This window comes from Niastella yeongjuensis (assembly GCF_900110245.1).
GTDB lineage: Bacteria > Bacteroidota > Bacteroidia > Chitinophagales > Chitinophagaceae > Niastella > Niastella yeongjuensis.
Window position 1 is genome coordinate 246085 of the sequence record NZ_FOCZ01000005.1, and the last position, 25771, is coordinate 271855.

General features: G+C 45.2%; 22 protein-coding genes. 9 read left to right on the forward strand and 13 right to left on the reverse strand.

Features of this window, described 5'->3' with window-relative positions:
• Window positions 1-4: 4 nt before the first annotated feature.
• The 5 genes from BMX95_RS15080 to kdpF form a co-directional block, all read right to left on the reverse strand.
• Window positions 5-1093 (reverse strand): porin, encoded by a 1089-nt coding sequence (locus tag BMX95_RS15080; RefSeq protein ID WP_081203273.1) that lies wholly within the window; start codon window positions 1091-1093, stop codon window positions 5-7.
• Between the two features lie 71 nt (window positions 1094-1164).
• The gene (locus BMX95_RS15085; protein WP_081203615.1) at window positions 1165-1725 is read right to left on the reverse strand and encodes a K(+)-transporting ATPase subunit C; all 561 of its coding nucleotides are present in this window, start codon (window positions 1723-1725) and stop codon (window positions 1165-1167) included.
• A 128-nt stretch (window positions 1726-1853) separates the two neighbouring features.
• On the reverse strand, window positions 1854-3944 hold the full coding sequence (kdpB, locus tag BMX95_RS15090; RefSeq protein ID WP_081203274.1) for a potassium-transporting ATPase subunit KdpB: 2091 nt from the start codon (window positions 3942-3944) through the stop codon (window positions 1854-1856).
• A gap of 13 nt (window positions 3945-3957) precedes the next feature.
• Window positions 3958-5673 (reverse strand): potassium-transporting ATPase subunit KdpA, encoded by a 1716-nt coding sequence (gene kdpA / locus BMX95_RS15095; RefSeq protein WP_081203275.1) that lies wholly within the window; start codon window positions 5671-5673, stop codon window positions 3958-3960.
• A 31-nt stretch (window positions 5674-5704) separates the two neighbouring features.
• On the reverse strand, window positions 5705-5785 hold the full coding sequence (kdpF, locus tag BMX95_RS35850; protein WP_014220321.1) for a K(+)-transporting ATPase subunit F: 81 nt from the start codon (window positions 5783-5785) through the stop codon (window positions 5705-5707).
• Between the two features lie 372 nt (window positions 5786-6157).
• Between kdpF and BMX95_RS15105 the strand changes: the two genes are divergently transcribed.
• Complete coding sequence (locus tag BMX95_RS15105; protein WP_081203616.1) at window positions 6158-8107, forward strand: KUP/HAK/KT family potassium transporter; 1950 nt, start codon at window positions 6158-6160, stop codon at window positions 8105-8107.
• 121 nt (window positions 8108-8228) lie between these two features.
• Here BMX95_RS15105 and BMX95_RS15110 read toward each other — a convergent pair whose 3' ends face one another.
• Entirely contained in the window at window positions 8229-9554 is a 1326-nt protein-coding gene (locus BMX95_RS15110) for a sigma-54-dependent transcriptional regulator (protein ID WP_081203276.1), read from the reverse strand.
• Window positions 9555-10043: 489 nt separating this feature from the next.
• Here BMX95_RS15110 and BMX95_RS15115 point away from each other — a divergent pair, with 489 nt between their 5' ends.
• The gene (locus tag BMX95_RS15115) at window positions 10044-10694 is read left to right on the forward strand and encodes a rhomboid family intramembrane serine protease (protein WP_081203277.1); all 651 of its coding nucleotides are present in this window, start codon (window positions 10044-10046) and stop codon (window positions 10692-10694) included.
• Here the strand turns inward: BMX95_RS15115 and tilS are convergent.
• Window positions 10678-12036: a tRNA lysidine(34) synthetase TilS gene (gene tilS, locus BMX95_RS15120; RefSeq protein ID WP_081203278.1), complete on the reverse strand. Its 1359-nt coding sequence runs from the start codon at window positions 12034-12036 to the stop codon at window positions 10678-10680. The genes BMX95_RS15115 and tilS overlap by 17 nt on opposite strands.
• An 8-nt stretch (window positions 12037-12044) precedes the next feature.
• Complete coding sequence (locus BMX95_RS15125) at window positions 12045-12356, reverse strand: tetratricopeptide repeat protein (RefSeq protein WP_081203279.1); 312 nt, start codon at window positions 12354-12356, stop codon at window positions 12045-12047.
• A gap of 113 nt (window positions 12357-12469) precedes the next feature.
• Here BMX95_RS15125 and BMX95_RS15130 point away from each other — a divergent pair, with 113 nt between their 5' ends.
• The 4 genes from BMX95_RS15130 to ispE all read left to right on the forward strand — a co-directional run bounded on the left by BMX95_RS15130 (window position 12470) and on the right by ispE (window position 15767).
• On the forward strand, window positions 12470-13213 hold the full coding sequence (locus tag BMX95_RS15130; RefSeq protein WP_081203280.1) for an electron transfer flavoprotein subunit beta/FixA family protein: 744 nt from the start codon (window positions 12470-12472) through the stop codon (window positions 13211-13213).
• A 75-nt stretch (window positions 13214-13288) separates the two neighbouring features.
• Complete coding sequence (locus BMX95_RS15135; RefSeq protein ID WP_081203281.1) at window positions 13289-14257, forward strand: electron transfer flavoprotein subunit alpha/FixB family protein; 969 nt, start codon at window positions 13289-13291, stop codon at window positions 14255-14257.
• An 84-nt stretch (window positions 14258-14341) separates the two neighbouring features.
• Window positions 14342-14938 carry a bifunctional nuclease family protein gene (locus BMX95_RS15140; protein ID WP_081203282.1) on the forward strand — a complete coding sequence of 199 codons (597 nt, stop codon included), beginning with the start codon at window positions 14342-14344 and terminating at the stop codon, window positions 14936-14938.
• A gap of 7 nt (window positions 14939-14945) precedes the next feature.
• The gene (gene ispE, locus BMX95_RS15145; protein ID WP_081203283.1) at window positions 14946-15767 is read left to right on the forward strand and encodes a 4-(cytidine 5'-diphospho)-2-C-methyl-D-erythritol kinase; all 822 of its coding nucleotides are present in this window, start codon (window positions 14946-14948) and stop codon (window positions 15765-15767) included.
• Window positions 15768-15770: 3 nt separating this feature from the next.
• On the opposite strand, the gene BMX95_RS15150 is transcribed toward ispE, so the two are convergent.
• The gene (locus tag BMX95_RS15150; protein ID WP_133054028.1) at window positions 15771-17345 is read right to left on the reverse strand and encodes a hypothetical protein; all 1575 of its coding nucleotides are present in this window, start codon (window positions 17343-17345) and stop codon (window positions 15771-15773) included.
• 347 nt (window positions 17346-17692) lie between these two features.
• Here BMX95_RS15150 and rocD point away from each other — a divergent pair, with 347 nt between their 5' ends.
• The 3 genes from rocD to BMX95_RS15165 are packed head-to-tail and all read left to right on the forward strand — an operon-like array spanning window position 17693 to window position 20349.
• Window positions 17693-18919 carry an ornithine--oxo-acid transaminase gene (rocD, locus tag BMX95_RS15155; protein ID WP_081203285.1) on the forward strand — a complete coding sequence of 409 codons (1227 nt, stop codon included), beginning with the start codon at window positions 17693-17695 and terminating at the stop codon, window positions 18917-18919.
• A gap of 3 nt (window positions 18920-18922) precedes the next feature.
• Complete coding sequence (locus BMX95_RS15160) at window positions 18923-19609, forward strand: VIT1/CCC1 transporter family protein (protein WP_081203286.1); 687 nt, start codon at window positions 18923-18925, stop codon at window positions 19607-19609.
• 23 nt (window positions 19610-19632) lie between these two features.
• The gene (locus tag BMX95_RS15165) at window positions 19633-20349 is read left to right on the forward strand and encodes a Uma2 family endonuclease (protein ID WP_165759059.1); all 717 of its coding nucleotides are present in this window, start codon (window positions 19633-19635) and stop codon (window positions 20347-20349) included.
• A gap of 11 nt (window positions 20350-20360) precedes the next feature.
• Here the strand turns inward: BMX95_RS15165 and BMX95_RS15170 are convergent, their stop codons facing one another.
• The 4 genes from BMX95_RS15170 to BMX95_RS15185 form a co-directional block, all read right to left on the reverse strand.
• Complete coding sequence (locus BMX95_RS15170; protein WP_133054029.1) at window positions 20361-20759, reverse strand: hypothetical protein; 399 nt, start codon at window positions 20757-20759, stop codon at window positions 20361-20363.
• Between the two features lie 25 nt (window positions 20760-20784).
• Window positions 20785-22032, reverse strand: coding sequence for a multidrug effflux MFS transporter (locus tag BMX95_RS15175; protein ID WP_081203289.1), 1248 nt, complete (start codon window positions 22030-22032; stop codon window positions 20785-20787).
• Between the two features lie 117 nt (window positions 22033-22149).
• Window positions 22150-23814, reverse strand: coding sequence for a glycoside hydrolase family 28 protein (locus BMX95_RS15180; RefSeq protein WP_207631698.1), 1665 nt, complete (start codon window positions 23812-23814; stop codon window positions 22150-22152).
• Between the two features lie 21 nt (window positions 23815-23835).
• The gene (locus BMX95_RS15185) at window positions 23836-25758 is read right to left on the reverse strand and encodes a RagB/SusD family nutrient uptake outer membrane protein (protein WP_081203290.1); all 1923 of its coding nucleotides are present in this window, start codon (window positions 25756-25758) and stop codon (window positions 23836-23838) included.
• Window positions 25759-25771 lie beyond the last annotated feature (13 nt).

The following is a 25771-nucleotide window of genomic DNA, read 5'->3' on the forward strand; positions in this document are numbered from 1 at the left end:
TCTTTTAAAAACTTACGGCTGCAGAAAAAGTAATGGCGCTATTGATGCCGGTAGTACTTTCATTGCTTTTCAAAAATATCTCGTCTTTGCTGCTCAGCATTCTTCCTTCCAAACGGAGTGCTATGTTCTTTTCCGGCAGGTAATCAACATTGGCAGAACACCCGGCTGTTTTAAACCCATTAGGTGTACCGGTACTGAAAATGACACCATGTTCATCACTATAATATTCTCCCCGGATGGCAATTGCCCATTTATCAACCGGTACATATTGCAAAATAGCTACCGGCGTATACCACGTATTGAGTCGGCGCCCGCCTTTTTCAGCTTGTTCCTGACCAATGTCAAAACCAAGGGTCAGACCGAATTTATCGCTCAGTTCAAACACCCCATATAAGTTATGAAAATATCGCCAAAGCCTTGCGCTATCAGGTTTATCTGTCCCTAAAAAGGTACTGTAATTCAGCATTATTTTATCTGTTGGCCTGAATTGCACCTGAGTGCCCCAACTCATCAATGAATTACCGGCCACACGCTGAATGCGTTGCCAGCCGTTCAATGCCATGGCGCTGAATAACCATTTATTGTTATTCGTTGTGTACGTAAGTTTAGCCCCGCTTTCATAATACGGGGAATTGTCGGCCGGTAAACTTCTTGTTACCGTCCAGCAATCTTTACTAATGGCGCTTTCAAAGCCAATATGCGATGACATAATACCTATATCGAACCAAAGGTTTTTGGTTCTGCTTAGTTTATAGCCCACATTGGCTTCATAAATATTTTTTAATACACCCGGTTCTGCTGCATAGTTGGCATTCATGTAGGTCCCTATGGCCACAGCTACATTTGCCCGTATGCGATCGGCCGTATAGTTTCCTTTCACAAATGCGAGGTTTACATTGAATTCATTGCTGCGGTTGTGACTATATATAAACCCTGGCCGGTTATTGTCTTTGGGTTTAGCGAAATCATAACTGTAATATCCTTCAACATAACCGCTAAAGGTTACCTGCCCTTTGTTTTCGTTTTTTACAGTGTCCTGCGCCATACCGGCTGTTGCCAGCAATAGCGCCAGACCATTTAAGATTCGTTTCATCCGTTGTTTAGTTATGAACCACAGGCAGGCATCACATTCTGATTGTTTGCCCGCCTGATGGTCTTATTTAATTACTTCAGTTCGTCCAGCGCCACATTCAATTTCAACACATTTACTTTCGATGGCCCGAACAAACCGAGCAATGGTTTTTGAACATGTGAATCAACCAATGTTTTTACTTTATCAGCCGATATTCCACGCACAGCAGCCACCCGTTTTATCTGCAAGAAAGCAGATGCTGGTGAAATATCAGGATCGAGGCCACTACCCGATGCCGTTACCACTTCAGAAGGGATCTCTTCTTTTTTAACGCCAGGGTTATGCACCAGGAAGGAATCGATGCGATCCTGTACTGTTTTTAAATAGTCAGGATTGGATGGGCCTTTATTAGAACCCGCTGAACCGGCAGCGTTATAATCTACCGCTGAAGGCCGGCCCCAGAAATATTTATCTTCAGTAAATTTTTGTCCAACGTTGGCATAGCCAACAACCCGGCCATGGGCCATCACGGTTTCCCCTTTGCCGCCACCCGGCGCCAGTTTGCCGGCCATGGCAATCAACACAGGAAATACCAATCCACATAAAATAATGAGGATGCAAGTGAGTTTAATTGAAATTAGAAAGTTCTTCATTTTTACAAAGTTTTTTGTTACAAGTTGCAGGTTGCAGGGCACAAGACACTTGAGCAGACATCCCTGTAACCTGTACCTTGTAACTTGTAACTTTTATTTATTTGACAACTCTATTTATATTCGTGTTCTTACATAAATAACCCCAGCAGCATATCGATGAGTTTGATGCCGATAAATGGAACGATCACACCACCAACGCCGTAGATCAACAGGTTGCGACGCAACAGCGCGCTGGCACCAATTGGTTTATAGGCTACACCTTTTAATGCCAGGGGTATCAGCATCGGAATAATGATGGCATTGAAAATGATGGCTGATAAGATGGCTGACTCCGGACTTTTCAAACCCATAATATTCAAATGCTGCAGGGCCGGAATAGATGCAATGAACAAAGCCGGCACGATAGCGAAATACTTGGCCACATCATTGGCAATGGAGAAAGTGGTGAGGGTACCACGCGTGATCAGCAACTGTTTACCAATCTCCACTACTTCAATCAGTTTGGTGGGATCGTTATCGAGGTCGACCATGTTCCCGGCTTCCTTCGCCGCCTGTGTTCCGCTGTTCATAGCCACGCCCACATCGGCCTGCGCCAGCGCCGGTGCATCGTTGGTACCATCACCCATCATGGCTACCAGTTTACCGGTTGCCTGTTCTTTGCGGATGTAGTTCATTTTATCTTCCGGTTTTGCTTCGGCAATAAAATCATCCACCCCTGCTTTTTCAGCTATGTATTTTGCGGTTAAGGGATTATCTCCGGTAACCATCACCGTTTTTACCCCCATTTTACGCAGGCGGGCAAAACGTTCCTGAATACCCGGTTTGATGATATCCTGTAATTCGATCACACCTTTTATTTCATTATCCACTGATACTACCAGTGGCGTACCGCCATCGCTGGAGATCTTCTTTACCCTGTCTTCCACTTCGAGCGGCATACCGTTGCCTGCTTTCATGGACAGATTGCGAATGGCATCAAAGGCGCCTTTGCGGATCTTCGTTCCATTGGGCAGATCAACCCCGCTGCTTCTTGTTTCTGCCGTGAATTTGATAAAGGTGAGCGGCGCCGCCTGCACAGATAACTTCTGATGACGGAATTGATCAACGGTTGAATTAGGGCTGCTTTGTTTGGCAGCCAGTTCCACTATAGATTTTCCTTCCGGAGTATCATCGGCTAAGGAGCTGTATACTACCAGGTCAATAAACTCACTCTCCGCTACATTTTTTGCAGGATAAAAATGCGTTGCTTTTCTATTACCGATGGTGATGGTACCTGTTTTATCCAACAACAGCACATCCACGTCACCGGCCGTTTCAACGGCTTTACCGCTTTTTGAAATTACATTTGCCCGCAGGGCCCGGTCCATCCCCGCAATACCAATGGCAGATAATAAGCCACCAATGGTAGTAGGAATCAAACACACGAACAGGGAGATAAATGCGGCAATGGTAATGGGGGTATTGGCATAATCGGCAAATGGTTTCAGTGTTACGCACACGATTATAAAGATGAGCGTAAAGGCAGCGAGCAGAATGGTCAATGCAATTTCATTGGGCGTTTTCTGCCGGCTGGCGCCTTCTACCAGTGCGATCATTTTATCGAGGAAAGTTTCACCGGGCTGGGTGGTCACCTGTACCACAATGCGGTCGCTTAATACTTTGGTTCCACCGGTCACCGATGACTTGTCGCCACCGGCTTCCCTGATCACGGGCGCCGATTCGCCGGTAATGGCCGATTCATCGATGGTGGCAATACCTTCAATGATCTCGCCATCCATAGGAATTACATCACCGGTTTCACATACAAACCGGTCGTTTAACCGAAGCTGTGAAGAGGGTACTACTTTTATTTCTTTTACATAAATATCGCCGGGTGATACAACCATTTTAGCGGGTGTTTCTTCCCTTGTTTTGCGCAGGCTCTCCGCCTGGGCTTTACCCCTTGCTTCGGCCAGCGCTTCGGCAAAATTGGCAAACAGTACGGTTACGAACAGAATGGCAAATACTACGATGTTGTACCACAGGGCGCCTTGTGTAGCATCGTGTGTGATCATTTGCCAGATCACTACGGCCAGCATCACAAAGGTGCCAACCTCCACGGTGAACATCACCGGGTTCTTCACCATTAACCGGGGGCTCAATTTTATAAAGGATTGTTTGATGGCCGTATTTACCAGCGCCGGTTCAAACAATTTTATTTCGCGTTTTCTTTTTGACATGTTCAGTTCTGAATTATTGTAATGAGAAATATTCTGCTATCGGACCTAATGCCAGTGCCGGGAAGAAAGACAATGCATTCACTATTACTATAACGGCAAAGGTCATGGCCCCAAAGGTGAGCGAATCGGTACGCAGCGTTCCCGGCGACTCAGGAATGAACTTCTTGTTGGCCAGTAAACCAACGATGGCTATAGGGCCAATGATGGGTATGAACCGTGCCAGGATCAGCACAATACCGGTGCTTACATTCCAAAAGATATTGTTATCACCCAGCCCTTCGAACCCGCTGCCGTTATTGGCATTCGACGAAGTGAACTCGTACAACATTTCCGAGAACCCGTGATACGAAGGATTATTCAGCCAGGCCGAAGGTTTCACAGCCCAGGCCACATCGGGATGATGCGCTACCATATAGGCAGCCAGCGCGGCCCCGCCTTTTACAAGGATTGCCGAGAGCAACCACACCATGGAGGCGATCTTGATCTCTCTGGCCTCTACCTTATGTCCCATAAATTCGGGTGTACGGCCTACCATTAACCCCGAGATGAATACGGCTATTATTATGTAGATATAATAGTTCAGGATGCCGACGCCACAACCGCCATAAAAGGCATTGATCATCATGGCCAGCAATTGCATAAGGCCCGAGATAGCCATTGAACTGTCGTGCATGGAGTTTATCGAACCGGTTGAAATGATGGTGGTAATGATGCTCCAGTATCCCGACAGGGCCGGACCAAACCGCACCTCCTTCCCTTCCATAGCACCCGTTGCCTGGCTAGCACCCAGTTTGGCAATAGCAGGGTTGCCATGTAACTCGGTAGCGATGGTTGGAATGAGCAGGCACAACATCCCCACCGTCATTACGCCAAAGATCACATACGCAAATTTTTTACGTTGTATATAAAAGCCCATGGCAAAGATCATGGCAATGGGAATGATCGTTTGCAGTATGAGTTCCAGCATGGCGGTAAAGTAGTTGGGATTTTCCAACGGATGGGCCGAGTTGGCACCAAACCAGCCACCGCCATTGGTGCCCAGGTGTTTGATGGCTACAAAGCCGGCTGCGGGCCCACGCGAAACCTGAACCGAATCGCCCTGCAGCGTAACAATGCTGTCTTTGCCATCAAAGCTGGCAGGGGTACCATTAAACGCCAGCAATATGGCAGCTACTATACATATGGGTAATAGGATCCGCGTGGTGGTTTTAACCAGCAGGTTCCAGAAGTTGCCCAGGTTATTGGTTGTTTTTTCTTTTATCCCGTTAAATAAAGCAACCAGCGCAGCAATACCGGTGGCTGCCGTTACAAACTGTAAAAAGGCCAGCACAAATAACTGGGTGAAATACGTTACGCCTGTTTCACCGGAATAGTGTTGCAGGTTACAGTTTACCAAAAAGCTGATGGCCGTGTTAAAAGCCAGGTCAGGCGTTTGGCCAGGATTGCCATCGGGGTTCAGGGGTAATTTGTCCTGAAACATCAGGGTAAAAAATGCATATACGAACCACAGCATGTTAATGCTGAGCATGGCTTTCAGGAATTGTTTCCAGTCCATGCTGGCATTCGGATTGATACCGGATACCCGGAAGATGAACCGTTCAACCGGGTTCATAAAATCGGTGATGGTGCGTTCTCCTTTAAATACTCTGGCAATGTATTTTCCGAGGGGAAATGCTATTAGCAAAGTAATCAGGAAGGTCATTATGACACCAAATAGTTCTGTATTCATGTTAGAGAGTTATTGTCGTGAAAGGGTAGTATTAAAATTTTTCAGGTTTAATTAATACGTACAACAGGTAACCAAAAACCAGTATTGACAAAATGAATAATGCGTTGATCATAGTTTATATTTTTTCAAAAAATTCAATTGATTTATAAAACAGGTAAAAACAAACGAGTCCGGCCGCAAAGAGAATCAGGGTGAGCATGGTTGTAAATTTTGCTAACCAAAAGCCAATCGGGTGCCGTAAAAAGGAAAAGAGAAGAAACTACAGCAAGAGATTAAAAGACAATCAGATACAAAGATTTTACTAACGAAGGTTCATGCGGTGTTTTTTCAGGACCATGCCATTTTGAAAGGGTGTTTTATCAAAATGGAAAGGTTTTACAATAAAAAATGCATTTCTTGCATTGTAATAATTGACCTCCGTCCCCTACTAATATTAAACCCGGAAAAACAAATCTTCCGGGTAAGGTTAAAACAAGTAAATAAAATGAGTTCAACAGTTTCACCGGCTGTATTCCACAAAAAAATCACAGCAGCGGGTATTTTGATCGCCACCGGTATTGTGTTTGGCGACATTGGTACATCTCCTTTATATACATTGAATGCAGTTTTCCATGGCCGCGTTGTCACCGAAGATGTGGCCCTCGGTGCTTTTTCGGCCATCTTCTGGACACTCTTTTTTCAAACCACGCTCAAATACGTAATCATCACCCTGCAGGCCGATAACAAGGGGGAAGGTGGTATTTTCTCCTTGTATGCCCTAATCCGCCGTTTCTGGGGCAAATGGTTATTGATACCGGCTATGGCCGGCGGCGCCTTCCTGATGGCCGATGGTATTATTACTCCGCCTATTTCAGTGGCTTCTGCCATTGAAGGGTTGCAAAAAATAAATCCGCATATCAACACGGTGCCTATTGTGATCGTGATCCTGATTGGTTTATTTGCCTTTCAGCAGTTTGGTACCGATAAGATCGGTAAGGTGTTTGGCCCCGTGATGGTTGTATGGTTCACTTTTATTGGTGTATTGGGTATAATGGCCCTTCGACATGAACCGGGCGTATTTAAAGCGTTAAACCCCTACTATGCTTATGTGATGTTGAGAGAAGTGCCGGGCGGTTTCTGGTTATTGGGTAGCATATTCCTTTGTACTACGGGTGCGGAAGCCCTGTACAGTGATATGGGCCACTGCGGTAGAAACAACATTCGCATTAGTTGGATCTATATCAAGATCATGCTGATATTGAGCTATGCCGGTCAAACGGCCTGGTTGTTACAACACGTTGGTCAGGAAGTAGGTACTGTGAGTCCGTTCTATCACATCGTGCCTGATGCCATCTACCTGCCTTCGCTGGTTATTGCTACCCTGGCTACTATTATTGCCAGCCAGGCGCTGATCAGTGGTTGCTTTACGCTGGTGAATGAAGCCATTCGCCTCGACATCTGGCCCCGTCACCGCGTATTGTTCCCCGGTCACATAAAAGGACAGATCTACATTCCTTTTGTGAACTGGTTGCTGATGGCGGGTTGTTTGGGTATGGTAATATACTTTAGAGAAAGCACTAAAATGGAAGCGGCATTTGGTTTAAGTGTTACGCTTACCATGTTGATGAGTACCGTGCTGATCAATTTCTACCTGCACGCCAAACGGGTGCCCATGATCTGGGTGGCGCTGGTTACCGGCCTGTTCCTGTTGATAGAATTGTCGTTTTTGGCGGCCAACCTGCAAAAGGTAAAAGAAGGCGGTTGGATAACCCTGTTGATCGGTAGTGCCCTGTTTTTGATCATGTATGTGTGGCGCAAGGGCCGTACCATCACCAATGGATGGAAGAAAATGGTTCCGATAGAAACCTATATTCCTTTATTAAAGGAGTTAAGCGTTGATGAAAAGATCGCTAAATACGCTACCAACCTGGTTTACCTTACCAGTTCCGGCACACCCCGTAAAGTAGAAAAGACAGCCATCGATTCTATTCTGTCTAAATCTCCCAAACGGGCCGACATCTACTGGTTTGTACACGTAAACGTACTGGATGAACCGTACGCCATGCGTTACCATGTCGATACGATCGTTAAAGACGACGTGTACTTCGTGGAATTCAACCTTGGTTTCCGCATTGAGCCGCGGATCGACTATTACTTTCAACAGGTAGTGAATGAACTGGTAAAAACCGGCGAAGTAGATGTATCGAACAGGTGTGAACAACATTATCAGGAAACCAAGATCGGTGACCTCCGGTTTTTGGTGATGGAAAGCTTCCTGTCGTTCGAAAATGCGATGTCGTTCTGGAAGAACTTTGTGATGAAAAGTTACTTCAACCTCAAATATTTGAGTGTAAAAGAATCCGTCAACTTCGGACTGGACCCCAGTAATGTAACTATCGAAAAATATCCCGTGGTGGTGAACGCCATTCAACATCCACCTTTGGTAAGACAGTAATGCCAGTTAACAGGTTAACAAGTTGACAGGTTAACAAGTTCCCTATTCGTGAAGCTCGCTATTAATGGCGAGCTTCTTTTCGTTAAAAACATGTCAACGGGTTAACTTGTCAACCCGTCAACTAAATACCGTATTCTTCCATCTTCCGATACAACGTAGTCAACCCTATCCCTAACAACACCGCTGTCTTCGTCTTATTCCCATTCGTATAGCGCAGTACTTTTTGAATATGGTCTTTCTCTACACTGGCGAGGGTAAGACTTGCAGCGCCTTTATCCTGTTTCTGGATATCAAAAGGCAGGTGTTCGGGCAAAATGGTGTCGCCTTCCGCCATAATGGTGGCTCTTTCCAGTACATTTCTTAATTCACGGATATTGCCTTTCCAGTTGTGCCGTTGCAACAACTGCAGCGCTTCTTTCTGGATCTGTAAAACCGGGCGGTTTTCTTTAGCTGCATAATAGACCAGAAAATGATTGGCAAGGGCCGCAATATCTTCGGTATGTTCGCGCAAAGGCGGTAAGGAAATGGAAAATACATTCAACCGGTAGTACAGGTCTTCCCGGAAGGTGCCATCTTCTACCATTTTACTCAGGTCCCTGTGAGTAGCCGCAATAATGCGCACATTTACTTTGGTGGTTTTTACGTCACCCAGTTTTATGAATTCGCCGTTTTCAATTACCCGTAGCAGCTTGGCCTGCAGATCGATATTCATTTCCCCTATTTCGTCGAGGAACAGGGTGCCTCCGTCGGCCAGTTCAACCAATCCTTTTTTGTCTTTGTTGGCACCGGTATAAGCACCGGCTTTGTGACCGAACAACTCCCCTTCCAGCAGGTCTTTGGCAAAAGCGCTGCAGTTGATGGCCACAATCGCTTTATCGCTCCGCTTGCTGTTGGCATGAATGGCATTGGCAAATACTTCCTTACCGGTACCTGTTTCGCCCAATAATAATACGTTGGTGCTGGCCGGCGCAATACGCTGCGCCAGTTGAATGGCTTGTTTTATGAGGGTGCTCTGGCCAATAATATCATCAAACGTATAGGCGCCTTTATCCTTGATCTTAATGGCCGATCTCTTTTGCGCGGTGGCTTTATCGAACGCCTGGTACAGCAACGGCACAATGCGATCATTGTCGTTACCCTTCGTTATATAATCGAACGCACCGTTTTTGATGGCCTGCACGCCATCAGGAATATTTCCGAATGCAGTTAGTAAGATGATCTCGATGAGGGGATATTTTTCCTTTAGTTCCTTTACAAAACGAACCCCATCTCCGTCTGGTAGTTTAACATCGCACAATACGATGTCGGGTTCTTTTTGCGCCAACTGTGCCCAGGCTGCTTTAAGCGTGCCCGCCTGATCAACAGTAAAACCTTCCAGTGAAATAATACGGCTTAATAATTTTCGCAGCTGTTCTTCATCATCGATGAGTAAAATATTGCCAGGCATAAAGTGATTTAATGCCCAAAGGTAATATGCAAAAAATGAAAAAAGTCCTCCCGATGTATCGGGAGGACCATTATATACCTATGAAGACTATTCCCTTTTTAATGTGTATTGTTTCCTCTTTTGCCCATTTTGTGTTGGCGGGACCTCTTTCTCACAGAATCGTATTATATATATTCAATATCGTACCATGCCAACTCTACCGGAAACGTAAAAATTGCCCAACCCTGGCAAAACCAATCATTAACTAATGGTTTTCAATTACTTGAACTCAAAATTGGAGAATGAAAATAAATAATTAATTGGAGATTTGTTAGCGTAGGACTACGCAAAATTGTTTCAAAACCGGAATTAACACTATTTTTTGGGAAATAAATTCATCAATCACCACTAGTCTTTTCAGTTATATACCCCAGTTTTGCTCTTTCCGGGTACTTACAACCTATGGGGTGTACCTTGTTTCTTATTATTTTTGACCATCAATACCAAGCAATGAGCATAACCCTGATCATTATCATTATTACAGTACTGGTTTCCATAACAGCGTTTTCGAATGATAAAGTTTTCAATGATTTTATTTTTGACCCGCCGGCCGTTACCTACAATAAACAATGGTACCGGTTTTTAACCTGCGGGCTTATTCATGCCAATTATGGCCACCTGATCTTTAATATGTATGCGTTTTATATGTTTGGCGAAAGTGTGGAGCGCAGCTTTATGATGGTGTTTGAGCAGAAAGGCAAGCTGCTTTACCTGTTATTATATATAACGGCCCTGTTTGCCTGTTTGGTGCCTACCTATTTAAAACACCGCACCAACGAACGTTACAGAAGTCTGGGCGCTTCCGGGGCTATTTCGGCAGTGATCTTTGCTTATATCGTTTTGAACCCTTTGCAGAAGATTGGACTGATATTTTTGCCGCCGCAATGGGGTTTGCCCGCCTTTGTGTTTGGCTTTGTGTACCTGGTGGTTTCCTCTTACCTCGATAAACGCGGTGGCGGTGGCATCAATCACTCCGCCCATATTTTTGGGGCACTGTATGGGATTGCGTTTTTGTTTATCACCAGTTATTTCCTGTCAGATTACCACGTACTGGAGGAGTTCATTCAAAAAGTACGCGCATTTGCTAGCTATTATTCGTAAGCTGTATGCGCAATACCTGTTTTGTTGAATCGGTAATTTTAAACCGGTCATCGATCCGCTGACCCACTACCCACAGGATCTTTTTATTGCTTTCGAGCACCCATACTTTTTCTTTATCGGTCATGGACAACTTTTGATCGATAAAGAAACGGGCGAGCTTTTTCTTCTTTTTTAAACCAAGCGGATAAAAATAATCGCCCTTTTTCCATTTGCGGAGCAACAGGGGGAATTGTAAGGTGCTTTTATCAATCAGGGCTATAGCCGGATCGTTTACCAATTGTACATTGGTGCTTTTTAATTGTGTTAACGCCAGCGCACCATTTTCGAATACAATGCGCTCCTCATCGGCATCTATCACCAGCGTTTGCGATTGTTCCGCCTTTACCGGCGCTATAATAAGCCAGCGCCTGTTTTTAATAATGCGATGGGTGGCCGATTGTACATAACGGCCCGATTCGCTGCCTAATAATTTGATCACTTCTTCTACCTGTGCCGCAGAGAAACCAACCTCCTTAATGATCTCATACACGATGGCATGCAGGGGTTCCGATTTTTGCAACTTCAGGATGGGGATATGCACTTCTTCGCCTTTAAATTCCAACAGTTTCTTTTTATGCAAGGCAAGGGCTTGTTCGTACAGTTGTTCCATATCGGCAAAGCGGCGCAGGTTACCAACCAGGTTATTTTCTGCTTCGGGGTAAATATGTTGCACCAGCGGAATAAGCTGGTTGCGGAAATAATTCCGGGAATATTTGTCAAGCGCATTGGAGCTGTCTTCTACCCAGGCTAAATTGTTTGCTGTGGCAAATTGTTTCAACTCCTGTTTACGGGCAAACAACAAAGGACGTACAACGTGACCTTGCCTGGGCAGCATGCCCCGCAAACCATGTATGCCGGTGCCTCTGAAAAAATGCATCAGCATGGTTTCTATGTTGTCGTCTAAGTGGTGGGCGGTTAGAAGGGCGGAAGGCAGAGGGCAGAGGGCAGAGATATTTTCCGATTTCAGTATCTCTTCAAACCAGGAATACCTTAACTCCCGCGCGGCTTCCTGAATAGACAGCTTATTCTTCTCAGCAAACGCTGCCGTATCGAATTCCTTTTTTAAAAAAGGGACCTGATAATTTTGGGCAAGCTGTTGTACAAAATCGGCATCGCGCTCACTCTCGGCTCCTCTTAGTTTAAAGTTGCAATGTGCAATGATGAAGCTGTAACCTGCCTGTTTGCACAATTCGCACAATACTACCGAATCGATACCTCCACTCACGGCCAGTAGTAAGGGATCGCCCGATGAAAAAAGATGATTTTCAGAAATGTATTGTTGAAATCGTTGCAGTAAACTCATGCAGAAATTTAAAAAGTTAGTTCTTCGTGCGCACTTCTCAACTCACCATACGCATGGTTGTCGCCTGCTTTTTTGGCGGCTTCCATCCCCTTTTCATACCATTGTATGGCCGCGTTAGTGTCGCCTGTACGCTCTAATAATTTAGCCAAATGATAATAAGAACCTATATAACCGGGGTCTTGTGTAAGTATTTCCTCAAAAATTTCCCGGGCAGTTTTATCATCTTCGATCTTTACGTATTCCAGTGCCAGCGCATGTTTCAGAAAACTATCGCGGGGGTTGGCCTGCAAAAATTCCTTCAGTTTGGTTATTCGGTCCATTATCCCTCAATTAAAAAAACAATAAAATATCAAAATGTATCTTTATGGCACTTATATTTGTATACATGATGGTTGCATAAACAACCAATGATTAAATACTAAATCTATTGCCAATGAAGATTTTAGTTTGCATCAGCAAAACGCCGGATACCACGGCAAAAATAGCTTTCACCGATAACAATACGAAATTTGCGCAGGACAACGTACAATGGATCATCAACCCGTATGATGAATGGTATGCGCTGGTTCGCGCCATAGAACTGAAAGAAAAAGACCCTGCTACTGTATTACACCTGATAAATGTGGGTGGTGCCGATGCCGAGCCGGTTATCCGCAAGGCCCTGGCCCTGGGTGGCGATGAAGCCATTCGGGTAAACACAACCAGCACAGATAGTTTTTACATTGCTTCGCAAATTGCCGAAGTAGCTAAACAAGGCAATTACGACCTCATTTTTACCGGTAAGGAAACCATCGACTTCAATGGTTCATCCATTGGTGGCATGGTGGCTGAACTGCTCGATATGCCTTATGTGTCACTGGCAATAAAATTTGAATTAAATGGCACTACCGCTACCATCACCCGCGAAATTGAAGGTGGCGAAGAAATGTGCGAGGTGAATTTGCCCGTAGTTGTCAGCTGTCAGAAAGGGATGGCCGAACAACGGATACCCAACATGAAAGGCATTATGGGAGCCCGCACCAAACCTTTAAAAGTACTGGAACCCGTTGCTGCCGATACGCTCACCACTGTGGCCAGTTTTGAATTACCGCCGGCCAAAGCGGGTGTTAAACTGGTCAATGCCGACAATCCGGCAGAACTGGTGCGTTTACTACACGAAGAGGCGAAAATCATCTAATTGATAAGTTGGATTGCCTTGTCAACTTTTCAACCTGTTAACTTACCAACTTGTTAACTTATCAACTTTAACTACATGTCAGTTTTAATATTCATAGATCAGGCCGATGGCCATGTAAAAAAAGCCTCTTACGAGGTATTAAGTTATGGCGCCAAAGTAGCAGAACAATTGGGTACTACTGCTGAGGGGGTGGTATTGGGTGCTGTTGCTGCGGATCAATTAGCAGCGCTGGGAAAATATGGGGTAAAAAAGATACATCATGTGGCCAATGATACCCTTAATCACTTCGATGCGCAGGTTTTTACAAAAGTAATTGCCCAGGTTGCACAGGCTGCCGGCTCAAAAGTGATCGTTTTTTCCAACAACGTTGATGGTAAAGCTATCGCGCCCCGCCTGAGTGCCCGCCTGAAAGCCGGACTGGTACCGGGTGCCGTAAGTTTGCCTGAAACTGCCAACGGTTTCACTGTAAAGAAAAACGTTTTTTCGGGTAAGGCTTTTGCAAATCTTACCATCAATTCCGATATAAAGATCATTACCCTCAACCCCAATTCGTACCAGGTGGTTGAAGGCAGCGGATCTGCGGAAGTGGTGCCATTTGACGCAACCGTTGATGCACCCAAAGTGAAAATAAAAGCTGTAAATAAGGCCAGTGGCGAAGTACCTTTAAGCGAAGCCGAAATAGTGGTAAGCGGCGGTCGTGGTTTAAAAGGTCCCGATAACTGGGGTTTGGTAGAAGATCTGGCCCATGCCCTGGGTGCAGCTACTGCCTGCAGCCGCCCGGTGGCCGATGAACATTGGCGCCCGCACCACGAACATGTTGGACAAACCGGTCTTACTATTGCGCCTAATTTATATATTGCAGTTGGTATTTCGGGCGCCATACAACACCTGGCCGGAGTGAACCGGAGTAAGGTGATTGTGGTTATAAATAAGGACCCCGAGGCCCCCTTCTTTAAAGCGGCCGACTATGGTATTGTGGGTGATGCGTTTGAAGTAGTACCCAAAATAACGGAAGCGGTAAAAAAGCTGAAAGGAATGGCATAAATTAACCTGGTATATTCAATGAAATGAGGCTAAATGATTTGGGCTCATTTTTTGAATAAAAACCCTTAGTTTCGTGCTTTCGTTATGAAGAAAATAGAGTTGGAAATAGTTGCCTTATCACACAGCATAACACAAACTCATTCTTATGCTGTGGTGCTAGGAGAAGTAAACGGGTTGCGTCGTCTTCCCATCGTAATCGGTGGTTTTGAGGCGCAGGCGATAGCTGTGGCTTTGGAAAAAATGCATCCAAGTCGTCCGCTCACGCATGACCTGATGAAAAATTTCATGAATGCCTTTAACATTGATCTTCAGGAGATCGTGATCTGCGACCTGCAGGAAGGCATCTTCTATTCTAAGCTGGTTTGTGTGAGTGAACACGATACGGTAGAAATTGATTCTCGAACATCCGATGCGCTGGCCCTGGCCGTGCGCTTCGGATGTCCTATATATACCTACGATAATATTCTTGAAAGCGCCGGTATTTTGATGGAAGACCCATCTGGCAAGAAAAAACAGCCCCGCGAAGCCGTGGCCGCTGAATCTTCTGCCGGTACCGACGACTTAAAAACGCTGACCCTGGATGAGTTGAACACCCTGCTGAACGAGGTGTTGGAACAGGAAGACTACATCCGGGCCATTGCCATCCGCGATGAGATCAACAGCCGCAAAAGACGAGGTTAGCATATAAATGATCGTTTTTCCCAATTGTAAAATAAATCTTGGGCTTCATGTTGTTCGCAAACGTGAAGATGGTTACCACGAGCTGGAAACCATTTTTTATCCATTGCCTTTAAAGGATGCCCTGGAAGTTGTAAGAACAGAAGGCAAAGGGCAGAAGGCAGAAATCCATTTAAGCGGGCTTCCTGTTCAGGGAAGAAATGAAGACAATCTTTGTATCAAGGCTTATAATCTACTCAAAAAAGATCATCCGGAGCTGGCCGGGGTTGATCTCTACCTGCACAAAGCTATACCCATGGGGGCCGGACTGGGTGGCGGTTCTGCCGATGGTGCCTTTACCCTGCTGGCACTCAACGATAAATTTCAATTGAACATTAGCCGTGAAAAGCTGCTGGATTATTCCCTGCAACTGGGTAGTGATTGTCCATTTTTTATCGTCAATAAAACCAGTTATGCAACAGGCCGCGGTGAATTGCTGCAAAGTATAACACTCGATCTGTCTGCTTATTCCTTTCTGGTAGTACATCCCGGGGTGCACATCAACACAGGCTGGGCATTTTCACAACTCTCCCCTGCCCCATCACCACAATCTTTAACGGAGCTCATTCAACAACCGGTAAGCAGCTGGAGAAATACCCTCACCAATGATTTTGAGGCGCCGGTTTGCAATTATCACCCTGATCTGCAAGCCATCAAAGATGCTTTATACGACGGCGGTGCGCTGTATGCCTCGATGACGGGTAGCGGATCCTGCTTCTACGGCATATTTCCTAAAGACCAGCTACCCGCCATACAATGGCCTGCACATTATCTTGCTTTCACTATTAAGTAACGCTTAATTAAATTTCAGACGGCCAAACTGCATCCTGGTTTTTGCCAGCTGGTGCGATTTTTCGGCATAGATGATCAACGTATTGTCGGCAACAGATCTGCATGAAGTTATTTTTGCCACCACATCCATTCCTTTATTACTGAAAATGCTTTCACGCTGCAGATCGCCCTTGCTGTTGATAGTAGCCATCACAAATTCAGAACTACTGAAAGTCTTTATGTATTTGGGGCCTTTCTCGAGGCTTCTGTCGATATTCTTTTTTACATCATTATAGAACAACAACAGGTTATTGCCCTGGTTCATCCAAACAAATGACACATTGGCGTTGGTAACCGTCTGGCGCTGGTGTTTAGGCACGCGTGCATAGCTGATTTTGCCATCTTTGCCATAATTGATCACCACAATGTCATCGGCCACATAAACAGGATACTCTGTATAATAACCTGTGCTGCTGTTATAAGTACGGTGAATGTACATGTAGTTGTATTCTGTTAGCAGGTCAACACTCCCATCGTTCCGTTTGTTGGTACCAATAATCCTGAACCGGTTGTACAAACCCGGATTGCTTTCCTTACGGCTGCCGCAACCATCTTTAGATACCAGGTCAACCAATTGTTGTTTTGGGAATTTCTCCATTTTCTTAACGGTGATCAGTTTGGTGTTTTTGTCGAACAACCCCATGAAGGTGCCGGAGATATTGCTGTTGTATAAGTCTTTGTACAAACCCATCATGGCAATATTGCCATCGTTGTTAAATTGTAACGCTATATCGTGTACGAATTTATCCTGCACGTCAATGGTGTGCTCGGTGGGTTTGGCTTTGTCTTTACTATAAATAAACACTTTGTACTTATAAGATGGCACATTGATGCCGTCTTCCCTTACTTTTTCCCTGCTCACTTCCCGGTCGTAATGCTTACACATCACATACACATCGCCCTCATTCGATATCTGAAATTCATCAATAACAACATACTTATCGGCATAAGGCAGCTGAATGGTCTTTTCCCAAATGCTGTTCATTTTGTTATCATACACACTAATGAAGAATTTCTCGTTCTCATTTTTCGCATAAGGCGCATTGGCCATCACCAATACTAGGCTGCTATCGGGTGAAGGCATTACGGTGATCGTAGCCTGATTCGATTTTTTTATAGCCTCATACTTTCCCAGCTCCTTTGCCCCTGTAACGGCCAGCGTTACCGGATCAATCTGCGCAGCATGCAGGGCTGAAAATCTTTCTTCCTTATCATATTGTTTACTAAACAACACCAGGTTACCCCTTAAATTGAAAATGTTGTTAAAAGTCATGTCCTTTTCGCTGGCAAACAGTTCCTTTTCCATTACCTGGTTTAGCTTTTCATCAAAACGGCTTATTACCGGAGAGATCGTAGATCCGCCCTGTCTTCTGAAACCAAGGGTGATGATATCTGTACCCGGTCCTTTTAAAACCTGGGCCATAAAGGGCGTGTTTCTGTTTTTCTTTTCAAGGTCACCCCACTCCAGCTTTCCCTTTTGCGCATATGGTTTAAAGTAAAAAAGAACAGCTGCTGAAATCAATAAGAGTTTCTTAACCACGGGCATTATAATTTGGTATTAATAAATCAGGCGCCTAAACAACGAGGGAAGACCCTAATTATTTTTCCATTATTACCGATTTAACAGGTCAATTACAATTAACAGGGCGGATTTCGACCCCTCACCTAAATTGATTATATTTGCACAAATAGCTTTTGTTATCCACTACAGAACCTACATACCACACTTTCTTCATTACAACCTCGATTTTCTGAACCATCGAGGCTAAGGTTACTAGCCCGACTTTGTCGGGAGGTTAATGGCATGTCCCTATGCCTGTTTGATCTGCCTTTTACGATCTGTTTTACCGGTCTTATAGCTTAATAATAATTTCTATTTCCCTTTTTATGGTTTCTACTTTATCAGCAAAAACGAAGCATTACCTCGATTTGGAAGAGCAATATGGCGCGCACAATTATCATCCCCTGCCTGTGGTATTGGAAAAAGGCGAAGGTGTGTATGTATGGGATGTCGATGGCAAACGCTATTATGATTTCCTGAGTGGCTATTCAGCCGTAAACCAGGGTCATTGCCACCCAAAGATCATTGCCGCCTTCATGTTACAGGCGCAACAGCTGACACTTACTTCAAGGGCATTTTACAACAATGCCCTGGGCGAATATGCCGAATTCATTACCCAATATTTCGGTTATGATAAAGTACTGCCCATGAACACGGGTGTGGAGGCAGTTGAAACAGCCATTAAACTGTGCCGGCGCTGGGGTTATGCCGTGAAAGGCATTCCCGAAAACAAAGCGACCATCATTGTTTGTGGTGAAAACTTCCATGGCCGCACCACTACCGTTATTTCATTTAGTACCGACTCTTCTTCACGCAGCCAGTTCGGTCCTTATATGCCGGGCTTTACGGTAATCCCTTACAATGACCTGCCTGCTTTGGAAAAAGCATTACAGGACCCCAATGTGGCAGGCTTTCTGGTTGAACCTATACAAGGTGAAGCCGGTGTAATGGTACCCGCCGATGGTTACCTGGCACGTGCCAAACAATATTGTGAAGCAGCCAATGTGTTGTTCATTGCCGACGAAATACAAACCGGCCTGTGCCGTACCGGTCTTATGCTGGCTTGTGACCATGACAATGTTCAACCCGATATCCTGATCCTTGGTAAAGCATTGAGCGGCGGTACGCTGCCTGTATCAGCTGTACTGGCAAACGATCCTATTATGTTAACCATTCGTCCCGGCGAACATGGTTCAACGTATGGCGGCAATCCGTTGGCCTGCCGGGTGGCTGTTGAATCACTGCGGGTGCTTAAAGAAGAGAACATGGCTGCGAATGCTATGGCCATGGGTGAATTATTAAGGAATGAATTACAGGCGCTGGCCTCTCCGCACATTTCTGTTATCCGTGGCAAGGGTCTGCTGAATGCCATTGTAATCGATCATGCCGATACTAATGCCGCCTGGAATTTATGTTTAACTTTAAAAGACAATGGGCTGCTGGCTAAACCCACGCATGGCGATAAGATCCGGTTTGCCCCACCGCTGGTCATTAACAGGGAGCAGATCATGGAATGTGTTCAGATCATAAAAAAGAGCCTGGAAAGTTTATAAACAATGGAACATCAGGAAGAACATTTAGAAAGCTCGGCCTGGCTTACTGATATTGTTATTGGCATGAGCGATGGCCTTACCGTACCTTTTGCCCTGGCCGCTGGCTTAAGCGGCGCTGTTAGTTCAACCGGTATTATTGTCATTGCCGGTATTGCTGAAATTGCCGCGGGTTCCATTGCTATGGGATTGGGTGGTTACCTGGCCGGCAAAACCGAAATTGATCATTATAACAGTGAGCTGAAACGCGAATACCGGGAAGTAGAACAGGTGCCCGAAAAAGAAAAAGAAGAGGTGCGGGAGTTTTTTGAAAATTTAGGTTTAAGCAAGGACATACAACAACAGGCAGTAGAAGAAATAGCGAAGGACAAACAAAAATGGGTCGACTTCATGATGAAGTATGAATTGGGGCTTGATAAACCCGATCCAAAACGCGCCACCAAATCTGCTATGAATATCGGCTTATCATATGTGGTGGGTGGACTAGTACCATTAAGCCCTTACTTCTTTATTGATACACCGGTAGAAGCGTTGAAGATATCCGTAGTTGTTACATTGATCTGCCTGTTTATATTCGGTTATTTCAAGAGCCGCATGACGGGTATTCATCCATGGGCGGGCGCTTTACGCGTTATGCTTATTGGTGCTGTTGCAGCAGGGGCGGCTTTTGGTGTGGCGAAAATATTCGAATGATAAAAAATTCGTATATTCATGGTATGAAAACTAACGTACCAGCAAAGGACGACAGCAAAAAACGCTATACCCTTGAAGAATTCGATCAACTGGAACGCGAACCTGGCGTTGAGTATCAACTCCATGAAGGTTATGTCTGGGAAGTAAACGAATCAGCATTGTCGTATAACAACCAATACTATACCGTTGAAGAATATCTTGAAATGGAGCGTGCTTCGCCCTGGAAGCATGAATACTATCAGGGTGAGATATTTGCCATGTCCGGCGCCGGCCGTAGGCATAACTTCATTTTTACAAATGTCTTTGGAAAATTGTGCGCACGGTTAGAAAATAGTCCCTGCCGTCCCTTTGGAAGTGATATGAGAATGCATGTTCCAGAAAACACCTTATATACCTACCCGGATATCTCCATCTATTGTGGTGACCCCATTACTACAGATAGTGATGAGGATACACTAATTCAACCTACCATCATTATAGAGATCCTGTCAGAAAGTACGCGGAATTATGACCGGGGCAAGAAGTTTAGTCGTTACAAGGACATCCCCACACTAAAAGAGTACATACTTATTGAAACCGAAACAATTGGGGTTGATGTATTCCGCATTGACACACATAACAATTGGGTGAAACAAGAATATAAAACGCTACAGGAAACAGTTCAATTACCCACTGTAGATGTATCACTTTTAATGAAAGACATTTATAGAGGTACCCGCCTGGTAAAATTGGTTAAATAATAATATATCTATTACTTCTTCGGCTCCTCTTTCAATTTAATATCGGGGAACAAAGCCATTAGCAGCATGAGCACGGCCGATGCCAGCATGATCCACAAACCGGCTAATTTATCAGGGCAAATACCACGATAACAACCGGAGTACATAATAAAGCTTTTTATGGCGTAAGATAAAATGAGGGCGTTAATGAACATATTCCAGCGTTTGGCCCACACTTTTGGGATAGCAAAAAATATAATAGCCACAATTGATACTACCACAAATACATTACCTGGTTTACCATAAACATTGTTTTCGGTAAAGAAACCGGTAAAGTTCTTATTAAGGTCGGGATGGTAGGTCCAGGGTAAAAAACCAGCAATAACCAACATAATTGCAGCTGCAATGCCAATCCATTGAGAATATTTCATACCCGCAAACATACTACATTACCCGTTACAGCGTACTGATCATCTCCACATCTTCCTGTTCCACCGCATTTTGGCGGGCCTTCTGACAAATAATCTTCCTACCTATCAGCAAAACAGTCAATGCCCCCGTAGCACAACAGGCCATTACGCCCGTCATAGGCAGGGCGGTATTGTTCTGGAACACACTTACCAAAGCAGAGGTACAGGCCCCGATACTCATTTGTATGGCGCCCAGCAGGGCCGAAGCGCTGCCTGCATTATGTCCAAAGGGCGCCAATGAAAGCGCCGACGCATTGGGAAAGGTAAAACCCTGGCAACACAAAAAAAGAAAGATGAGAAAAATAGTAACAAACAGATCGCTAAAACCGGTAAGGGTAAGTACCACCATTACCAGTCCAACAAAAGCCTGACAGGCCAGCGCCACTCTTATGATCTGTTCGCTGGTATAAGTGCGCAACAGCACACTGTTGATCTGGCTTGAACCGATCAATCCCATTGCTATCAGCGCAAAGATCCACCCATATTGTCTTTCACTGACTTTAAAAATGCCCATGAATACGGAAGGCGATCCGCCGATATACGCGTACATCCCGGCAGCTGCAATAGCTGCGGTCAATGCATAGGTATAAAATTGCGGGTGTACAATTATGCTGGCAAAACTGGTTAAGATTGGTTTCGGCTTCAGTGAGAAATTGGGGTCCGGCTTTTTACTCTCGGGCAATAAAAAATAAATACCGGCCAGGATGAGCGCATTGACAATCATCAGCAAGGCAAATACCCAGCGCCAGCCCAGGATGGCAGTAACATAACCACCGGCAGTAGGCGCCACAATAGGCGACACGGCTACTACCAGCATCAGCGTAGAAAACACTTTGGCATTGTCCTTTACCTCGAACAGATCGCGCACCATGGCGCGGGCTGCCACCATGCCCACACAACCACCCAGGGCCTGTAACAGCCGCAACGCGATCAATGCCTGAACCGAAGCAGCGAGGGCACAACCCAGCGAAGCCAGCAAATAAATGGAAAGCCCCACATACAGGGGTTTCTTCCGCCCAAACCGCTCCAACAACGGACCATAGATCAATTGACCGGCAGAAATGCCAATAAAGAAACTGGAGAGCGATAACATTACCTGCGATATGGTTGTATGCAGCCCTTTTGCAATGTCGGGAAAGGCCGGCAGGTACATATCAATGGAAAAAGGCCCAATAGCCGTTAATAAGCCCAGAATAAGAATCAGGTAAAATCGGTTGGTGGGGTTACTGTTCATCGGTGCAAAGCTACTGATGAATTAGTTTTTTGCGCTTACAAAAAAAGCCCCCTCCTTGCCTCCCCATTAGGGGGAGGCAAGGAGGGGGCAAGCTGTGATTCTTGGTTTAAAAAAGATTTATTCTGCTATAAACACCGAGCGATTGGCCCCATTGTTAAACTCCACCTTATCGTGGTTGTTTGACAGGTTGGCATTGGACACCCTGATATTTTCGTTTTTGTCGCCATTGATACTAAAGACCACACCGGCATTGGGTGAATATTTAAACCCATTCAGGGTGATATTGGAACCCGACTGCACATACACCACCGGATTGGCGTTATTACTTAATAAAGTAAGGTCCTTCATCCGGATACCATTGGCTTCAATGATCTCGGCCCCTTTGTTTGTCTTCAGCACAATATTATTCAGGTCGATGTCTTTTACCTTCATTTCGGGTAATCCTCTTATAAAAATCCCTCTGTTGGCCCCATTGCATACAATATCAGTGATCTGAAAATTGCGGAACCGGGGCGTAGCTTCCGTAACCGGCGGCACTTCTATCTTTTCATTGGCACCGGGTGCTTTGGCGAAATAATACATGTCAAACAGGATGGCATCCTGTACAATATCCTTCATGCGGATATTTTTGACATAGATATTCTCCACTACCCCACCCCTGCCACGGGCTGTTTTAAAACGAAGGCCAATATCGGTACCCATGAAAGAACAGTCGTACACAAAAATATTGCGGGCGCCGCCACTCATTTCAGAACCGATCACAAAACCGCCGTGCGCTTTGTAAACAACATTATTGCGAATAACTACATTCTCGGTAGGCCGGCCTCTTTTTCTTCCTTCTTCATCCTTACCCGATTTTATACAAATACCATCATCGCCTACATCGAACGTATTACCTTCTATCAATACATTTTTGCAACTCTCTACATCCAGTCCATCGCCATTCTGTGCATAATCAGGGTTCTTTACAAAAAGGTTACGCACGGTGAGGTCTTCACACAAAACGGGATGTAAACACCAGGCGGGTGAATTTTGAAAGGTCACGCCTTCGAGTAATACTTTTTTGCAATTGTTGAACACTACCAGGTTGGGGCGTAAAAAATCCTTGATGTCTTCAAAGTCTTTCAGTGTTTGTCCTGGCAGCAAAGCTGTTCCCCGTCTTTGATCAAACGCCAGTTTTGTTTTGGCTGAGGGGAACCAGATGCGGTTATCGCTGCTTACCAATCCGCCTGACGCTACTTTTGTTTTCCATTGCGATTCAGTAAGCCGGTCTTTACCCACCATGCGCCATACATCGCCATTTCCGTCAATAACGCCACTGCCGGTTATCGCAATATTCTCCAAATTGGTACCCTGTACAGGTGATTGATTACGGGCAGAACGGCTTCCTTCATAGGTGCCTTCTACCAATGGATACTGATCAAAATCTTTTGAGAACAACAGGATGGCATCGCGGTCTATATGCAGGTTCACGTTGCTCTTCATTTCAACGGGGCCTGTTAACCAAATACCACCAGGGATCAATACTACCCCACCGCCTTTTGAGCTGCAGGTGGTAATGGCTTTATTGATGGCGTTTGTATTCAGTGTTAGTCCATCTGGTACCGAACCAAATTGTACAATATTAAAGGTATCTGGTTTAAAAACGGGCTGTACTGCGGTGGGCAGATTGCTCCAGGAAAAGGTTGTTTTCTCTTTGCTGGTTTGCGCCTGCAGAAAGGCTCCCGGCAAACATAATGCTACCAGGATGCCTGCTGCTATTCTCCTATTTTTTTTCATCATAAACACTACACGTGAACGGTTTTAATAACCGAAATTTTGTGAAAGGTTTGGATTCACATCGCGCTGGGTTTGTGGTATCGGCATCAACTCGGTTTTGCCTGGTGTCCAACCCATCGCCAAAGAATTAGTAAAAGTTAACTGGCTGCTTCCGCCCGTCCACCAGGTCACTGCTGTTATACCAATACCACCGCTTACAGTACTGCGATCAGGTCTTGGCTTATAAAACGAATTCAGAAATGGATTGAATTCATCTGCATTCGACCGCGGTGGTTTTGGCATAAAAAATAAAGTGTCTGGCAACTGGGTAACATCCCGGGCGTAAACAGGCCCATCTTCCATGTACGTATATGACGGTATTGCCGGACGATTGGTTGCAGTTGCTTTTGCCCAGGCATTTAATTTTGCCCTGGTTTCGGTAATGGCTTTATCCATTAAGCCCCACCGCATCAGGTCATACTTACGAACGCCTTCATCACCAAATTCCAGCATTCTTTCTTTTACCAGGAATTTAAAGAAGCCGTCTTTTGAGGTTGGAATAACCGGTGCTGCTTCTTTATAACTTCCACCATGACCGCGCAGGTTTATTTTACTTACTGCATCGATGGCTGCAGCAGTAGGCCCGTCGTTTAATTCATTCTCTGTTTCCGCATACCACAACAATACATCGGCAAAGCGGATCAACGGCCACGACAATTGCATATTCTGCAAGCTGTTATTGGTGGCTGGCAAAGTTGATTCTGCTGCTTTTCCACTGCTAAAAACATAACCGGGGCTGCTCACCCATTCTCTTCTGAATTTCCCATCGTGGATAGCGCTGATGGCATGTCCTATTTTAACGGTATCATAAATGATTTCATAAGGCACGCAGGTGATATCCCTTCTTACATCGGTTGAGTCGAACATATAAAAATAGGTGGGCAGTACTGCTACGGAAAGACCACCAGTCCCATTCACCTTTGTTCCGGTTTGAATACCCAGTTTACTATCTGTTCCACTGCCAGCTGCCATAGAAGCAATCATTATAAATTCACCGGAAGGATCGTTGGTATTATGCGCCAGCAGGTATTTTTTCCAAAGATCTTTGTAAGATGCTAACAGGCTGTGCTGTGCCGGGTTGGCAATGATCTCTGCACACTCATCATGTGCGATCTTGTAATAGTCCTTGTAATTGACCGCCCGTACCAGTGTACCACCCGTTACCGGTAATTGATAGCCACCGCGGGTAAGCGCAATTTTTGCCCGTAATGCTTTGGCAGTGCCTTTTGTAAACCGCTGATCGATGGGATCACCAATGGTACCCAGTTCGGTTCGCCAGGGTAAGTATGACTGTGCCTCTTTCAGGTCATTGATCAGGTGATCATAAATAGTATCCCGACTTGTGCGCGTTAATAACAGGTCCTTTTGAAATTGCGCTGGTTCCCATTGTACCGGAACATCGCCAAAATTGCGGACCAGTTCGTACAAATACTGGGCACGCAAAACCAGCGCTTCCCCATACATGCGTTGCAACTGCGCCTGCTGTTGCGCACTGCCTGTTGTGTACAGGCTCATCTTTGGGATATTGTAAATACACATATTGGCCCTTTCCACCCCCGTATACATCTGGTTAAACGGATTGGTAATATTCAGATTACTGGGAATGCCCAGGAACTTGGCCAGCAATTGCCCATCATCGGTTGTATTGGTACTGGTACCCTTTTGCATTTCATCTGAATCGTATGACCAGTAACCGCTGATGCGAATCCCGTACCCATAATCACCAGACATGGAATTATAGGCCCCCAGCACCGCCTTACGGGCATTGGGAACATTATCGAATATAAACTCAGTATCGAAGGAGGAAGTAGCTTCCGGCGATAAGAATTTTTTACATGATACAAAGGTGGCGCTGGCCATCACTATGATGGAGGCTACAATCGTTGATTTATATATTCCTGATTTCATTGTAATACTTTAA

What these genes read in the sequence shown, in the direction of transcription:
- BMX95_RS15085 (WP_081203615.1), bottom strand. Translation starts at nt 1,725, where the DNA reads ATGAAGAACTTTCTAATTTCAATTAAACTCACTTGCATCCTCATTATT.
- BMX95_RS15105 (WP_081203616.1), top strand. Translation starts at nt 6,158, where the DNA reads ATGAGTTCAACAGTTTCACCGGCTGTATTCCACAAAAAAATCACAGCA.
- BMX95_RS15130 (WP_081203280.1), top strand. Translation starts at nt 12,470, where the DNA reads ATGAAGATTTTAGTTTGCATCAGCAAAACGCCGGATACCACGGCAAAA.
- BMX95_RS15135 (WP_081203281.1), top strand. Translation starts at nt 13,289, where the DNA reads ATGTCAGTTTTAATATTCATAGATCAGGCCGATGGCCATGTAAAAAAA.
- BMX95_RS15080 (WP_081203273.1), bottom strand. Translation starts at nt 1,093, where the DNA reads ATGAAACGAATCTTAAATGGTCTGGCGCTATTGCTGGCAACAGCCGGT.
- BMX95_RS15110 (WP_081203276.1), bottom strand. Translation starts at nt 9,554, where the DNA reads ATGCCTGGCAATATTTTACTCATCGATGATGAAGAACAGCTGCGAAAA.
- BMX95_RS15160 (WP_081203286.1), top strand. Translation starts at nt 18,923, where the DNA reads ATGGAACATCAGGAAGAACATTTAGAAAGCTCGGCCTGGCTTACTGAT.
- kdpA (WP_081203275.1), bottom strand. Translation starts at nt 5,673, where the DNA reads ATGAATACAGAACTATTTGGTGTCATAATGACCTTCCTGATTACTTTG.
- BMX95_RS15140 (WP_081203282.1), top strand. Translation starts at nt 14,342, where the DNA reads ATGAAGAAAATAGAGTTGGAAATAGTTGCCTTATCACACAGCATAACA.
- tilS (WP_081203278.1), bottom strand. Translation starts at nt 12,036, where the DNA reads ATGAGTTTACTGCAACGATTTCAACAATACATTTCTGAAAATCATCTT.
- kdpF (WP_014220321.1), bottom strand. Translation starts at nt 5,785, where the DNA reads ATGATCAACGCATTATTCATTTTGTCAATACTGGTTTTTGGTTACCTG.
- rocD (WP_081203285.1), top strand. Translation starts at nt 17,693, where the DNA reads ATGGTTTCTACTTTATCAGCAAAAACGAAGCATTACCTCGATTTGGAA.
- BMX95_RS15180 (WP_207631698.1), bottom strand. Translation starts at nt 23,814, where the DNA reads ATGATGAAAAAAAATAGGAGAATAGCAGCAGGCATCCTGGTAGCATTA.
- BMX95_RS15125 (WP_081203279.1), bottom strand. Translation starts at nt 12,356, where the DNA reads ATGGACCGAATAACCAAACTGAAGGAATTTTTGCAGGCCAACCCCCGC.
- BMX95_RS15115 (WP_081203277.1), top strand. Translation starts at nt 10,044, where the DNA reads ATGAGCATAACCCTGATCATTATCATTATTACAGTACTGGTTTCCATA.
- BMX95_RS15175 (WP_081203289.1), bottom strand. Translation starts at nt 22,032, where the DNA reads ATGAACAGTAACCCCACCAACCGATTTTACCTGATTCTTATTCTGGGC.
- BMX95_RS15170 (WP_133054029.1), bottom strand. Translation starts at nt 20,759, where the DNA reads ATGAAATATTCTCAATGGATTGGCATTGCAGCTGCAATTATGTTGGTT.
- kdpB (WP_081203274.1), bottom strand. Translation starts at nt 3,944, where the DNA reads ATGTCAAAAAGAAAACGCGAAATAAAATTGTTTGAACCGGCGCTGGTA.
- BMX95_RS15185 (WP_081203290.1), bottom strand. Translation starts at nt 25,758, where the DNA reads ATGAAATCAGGAATATATAAATCAACGATTGTAGCCTCCATCATAGTG.
- ispE (WP_081203283.1), top strand. Translation starts at nt 14,946, where the DNA reads ATGATCGTTTTTCCCAATTGTAAAATAAATCTTGGGCTTCATGTTGTT.
- BMX95_RS15165 (WP_165759059.1), top strand. Translation starts at nt 19,633, where the DNA reads ATGAAAACTAACGTACCAGCAAAGGACGACAGCAAAAAACGCTATACC.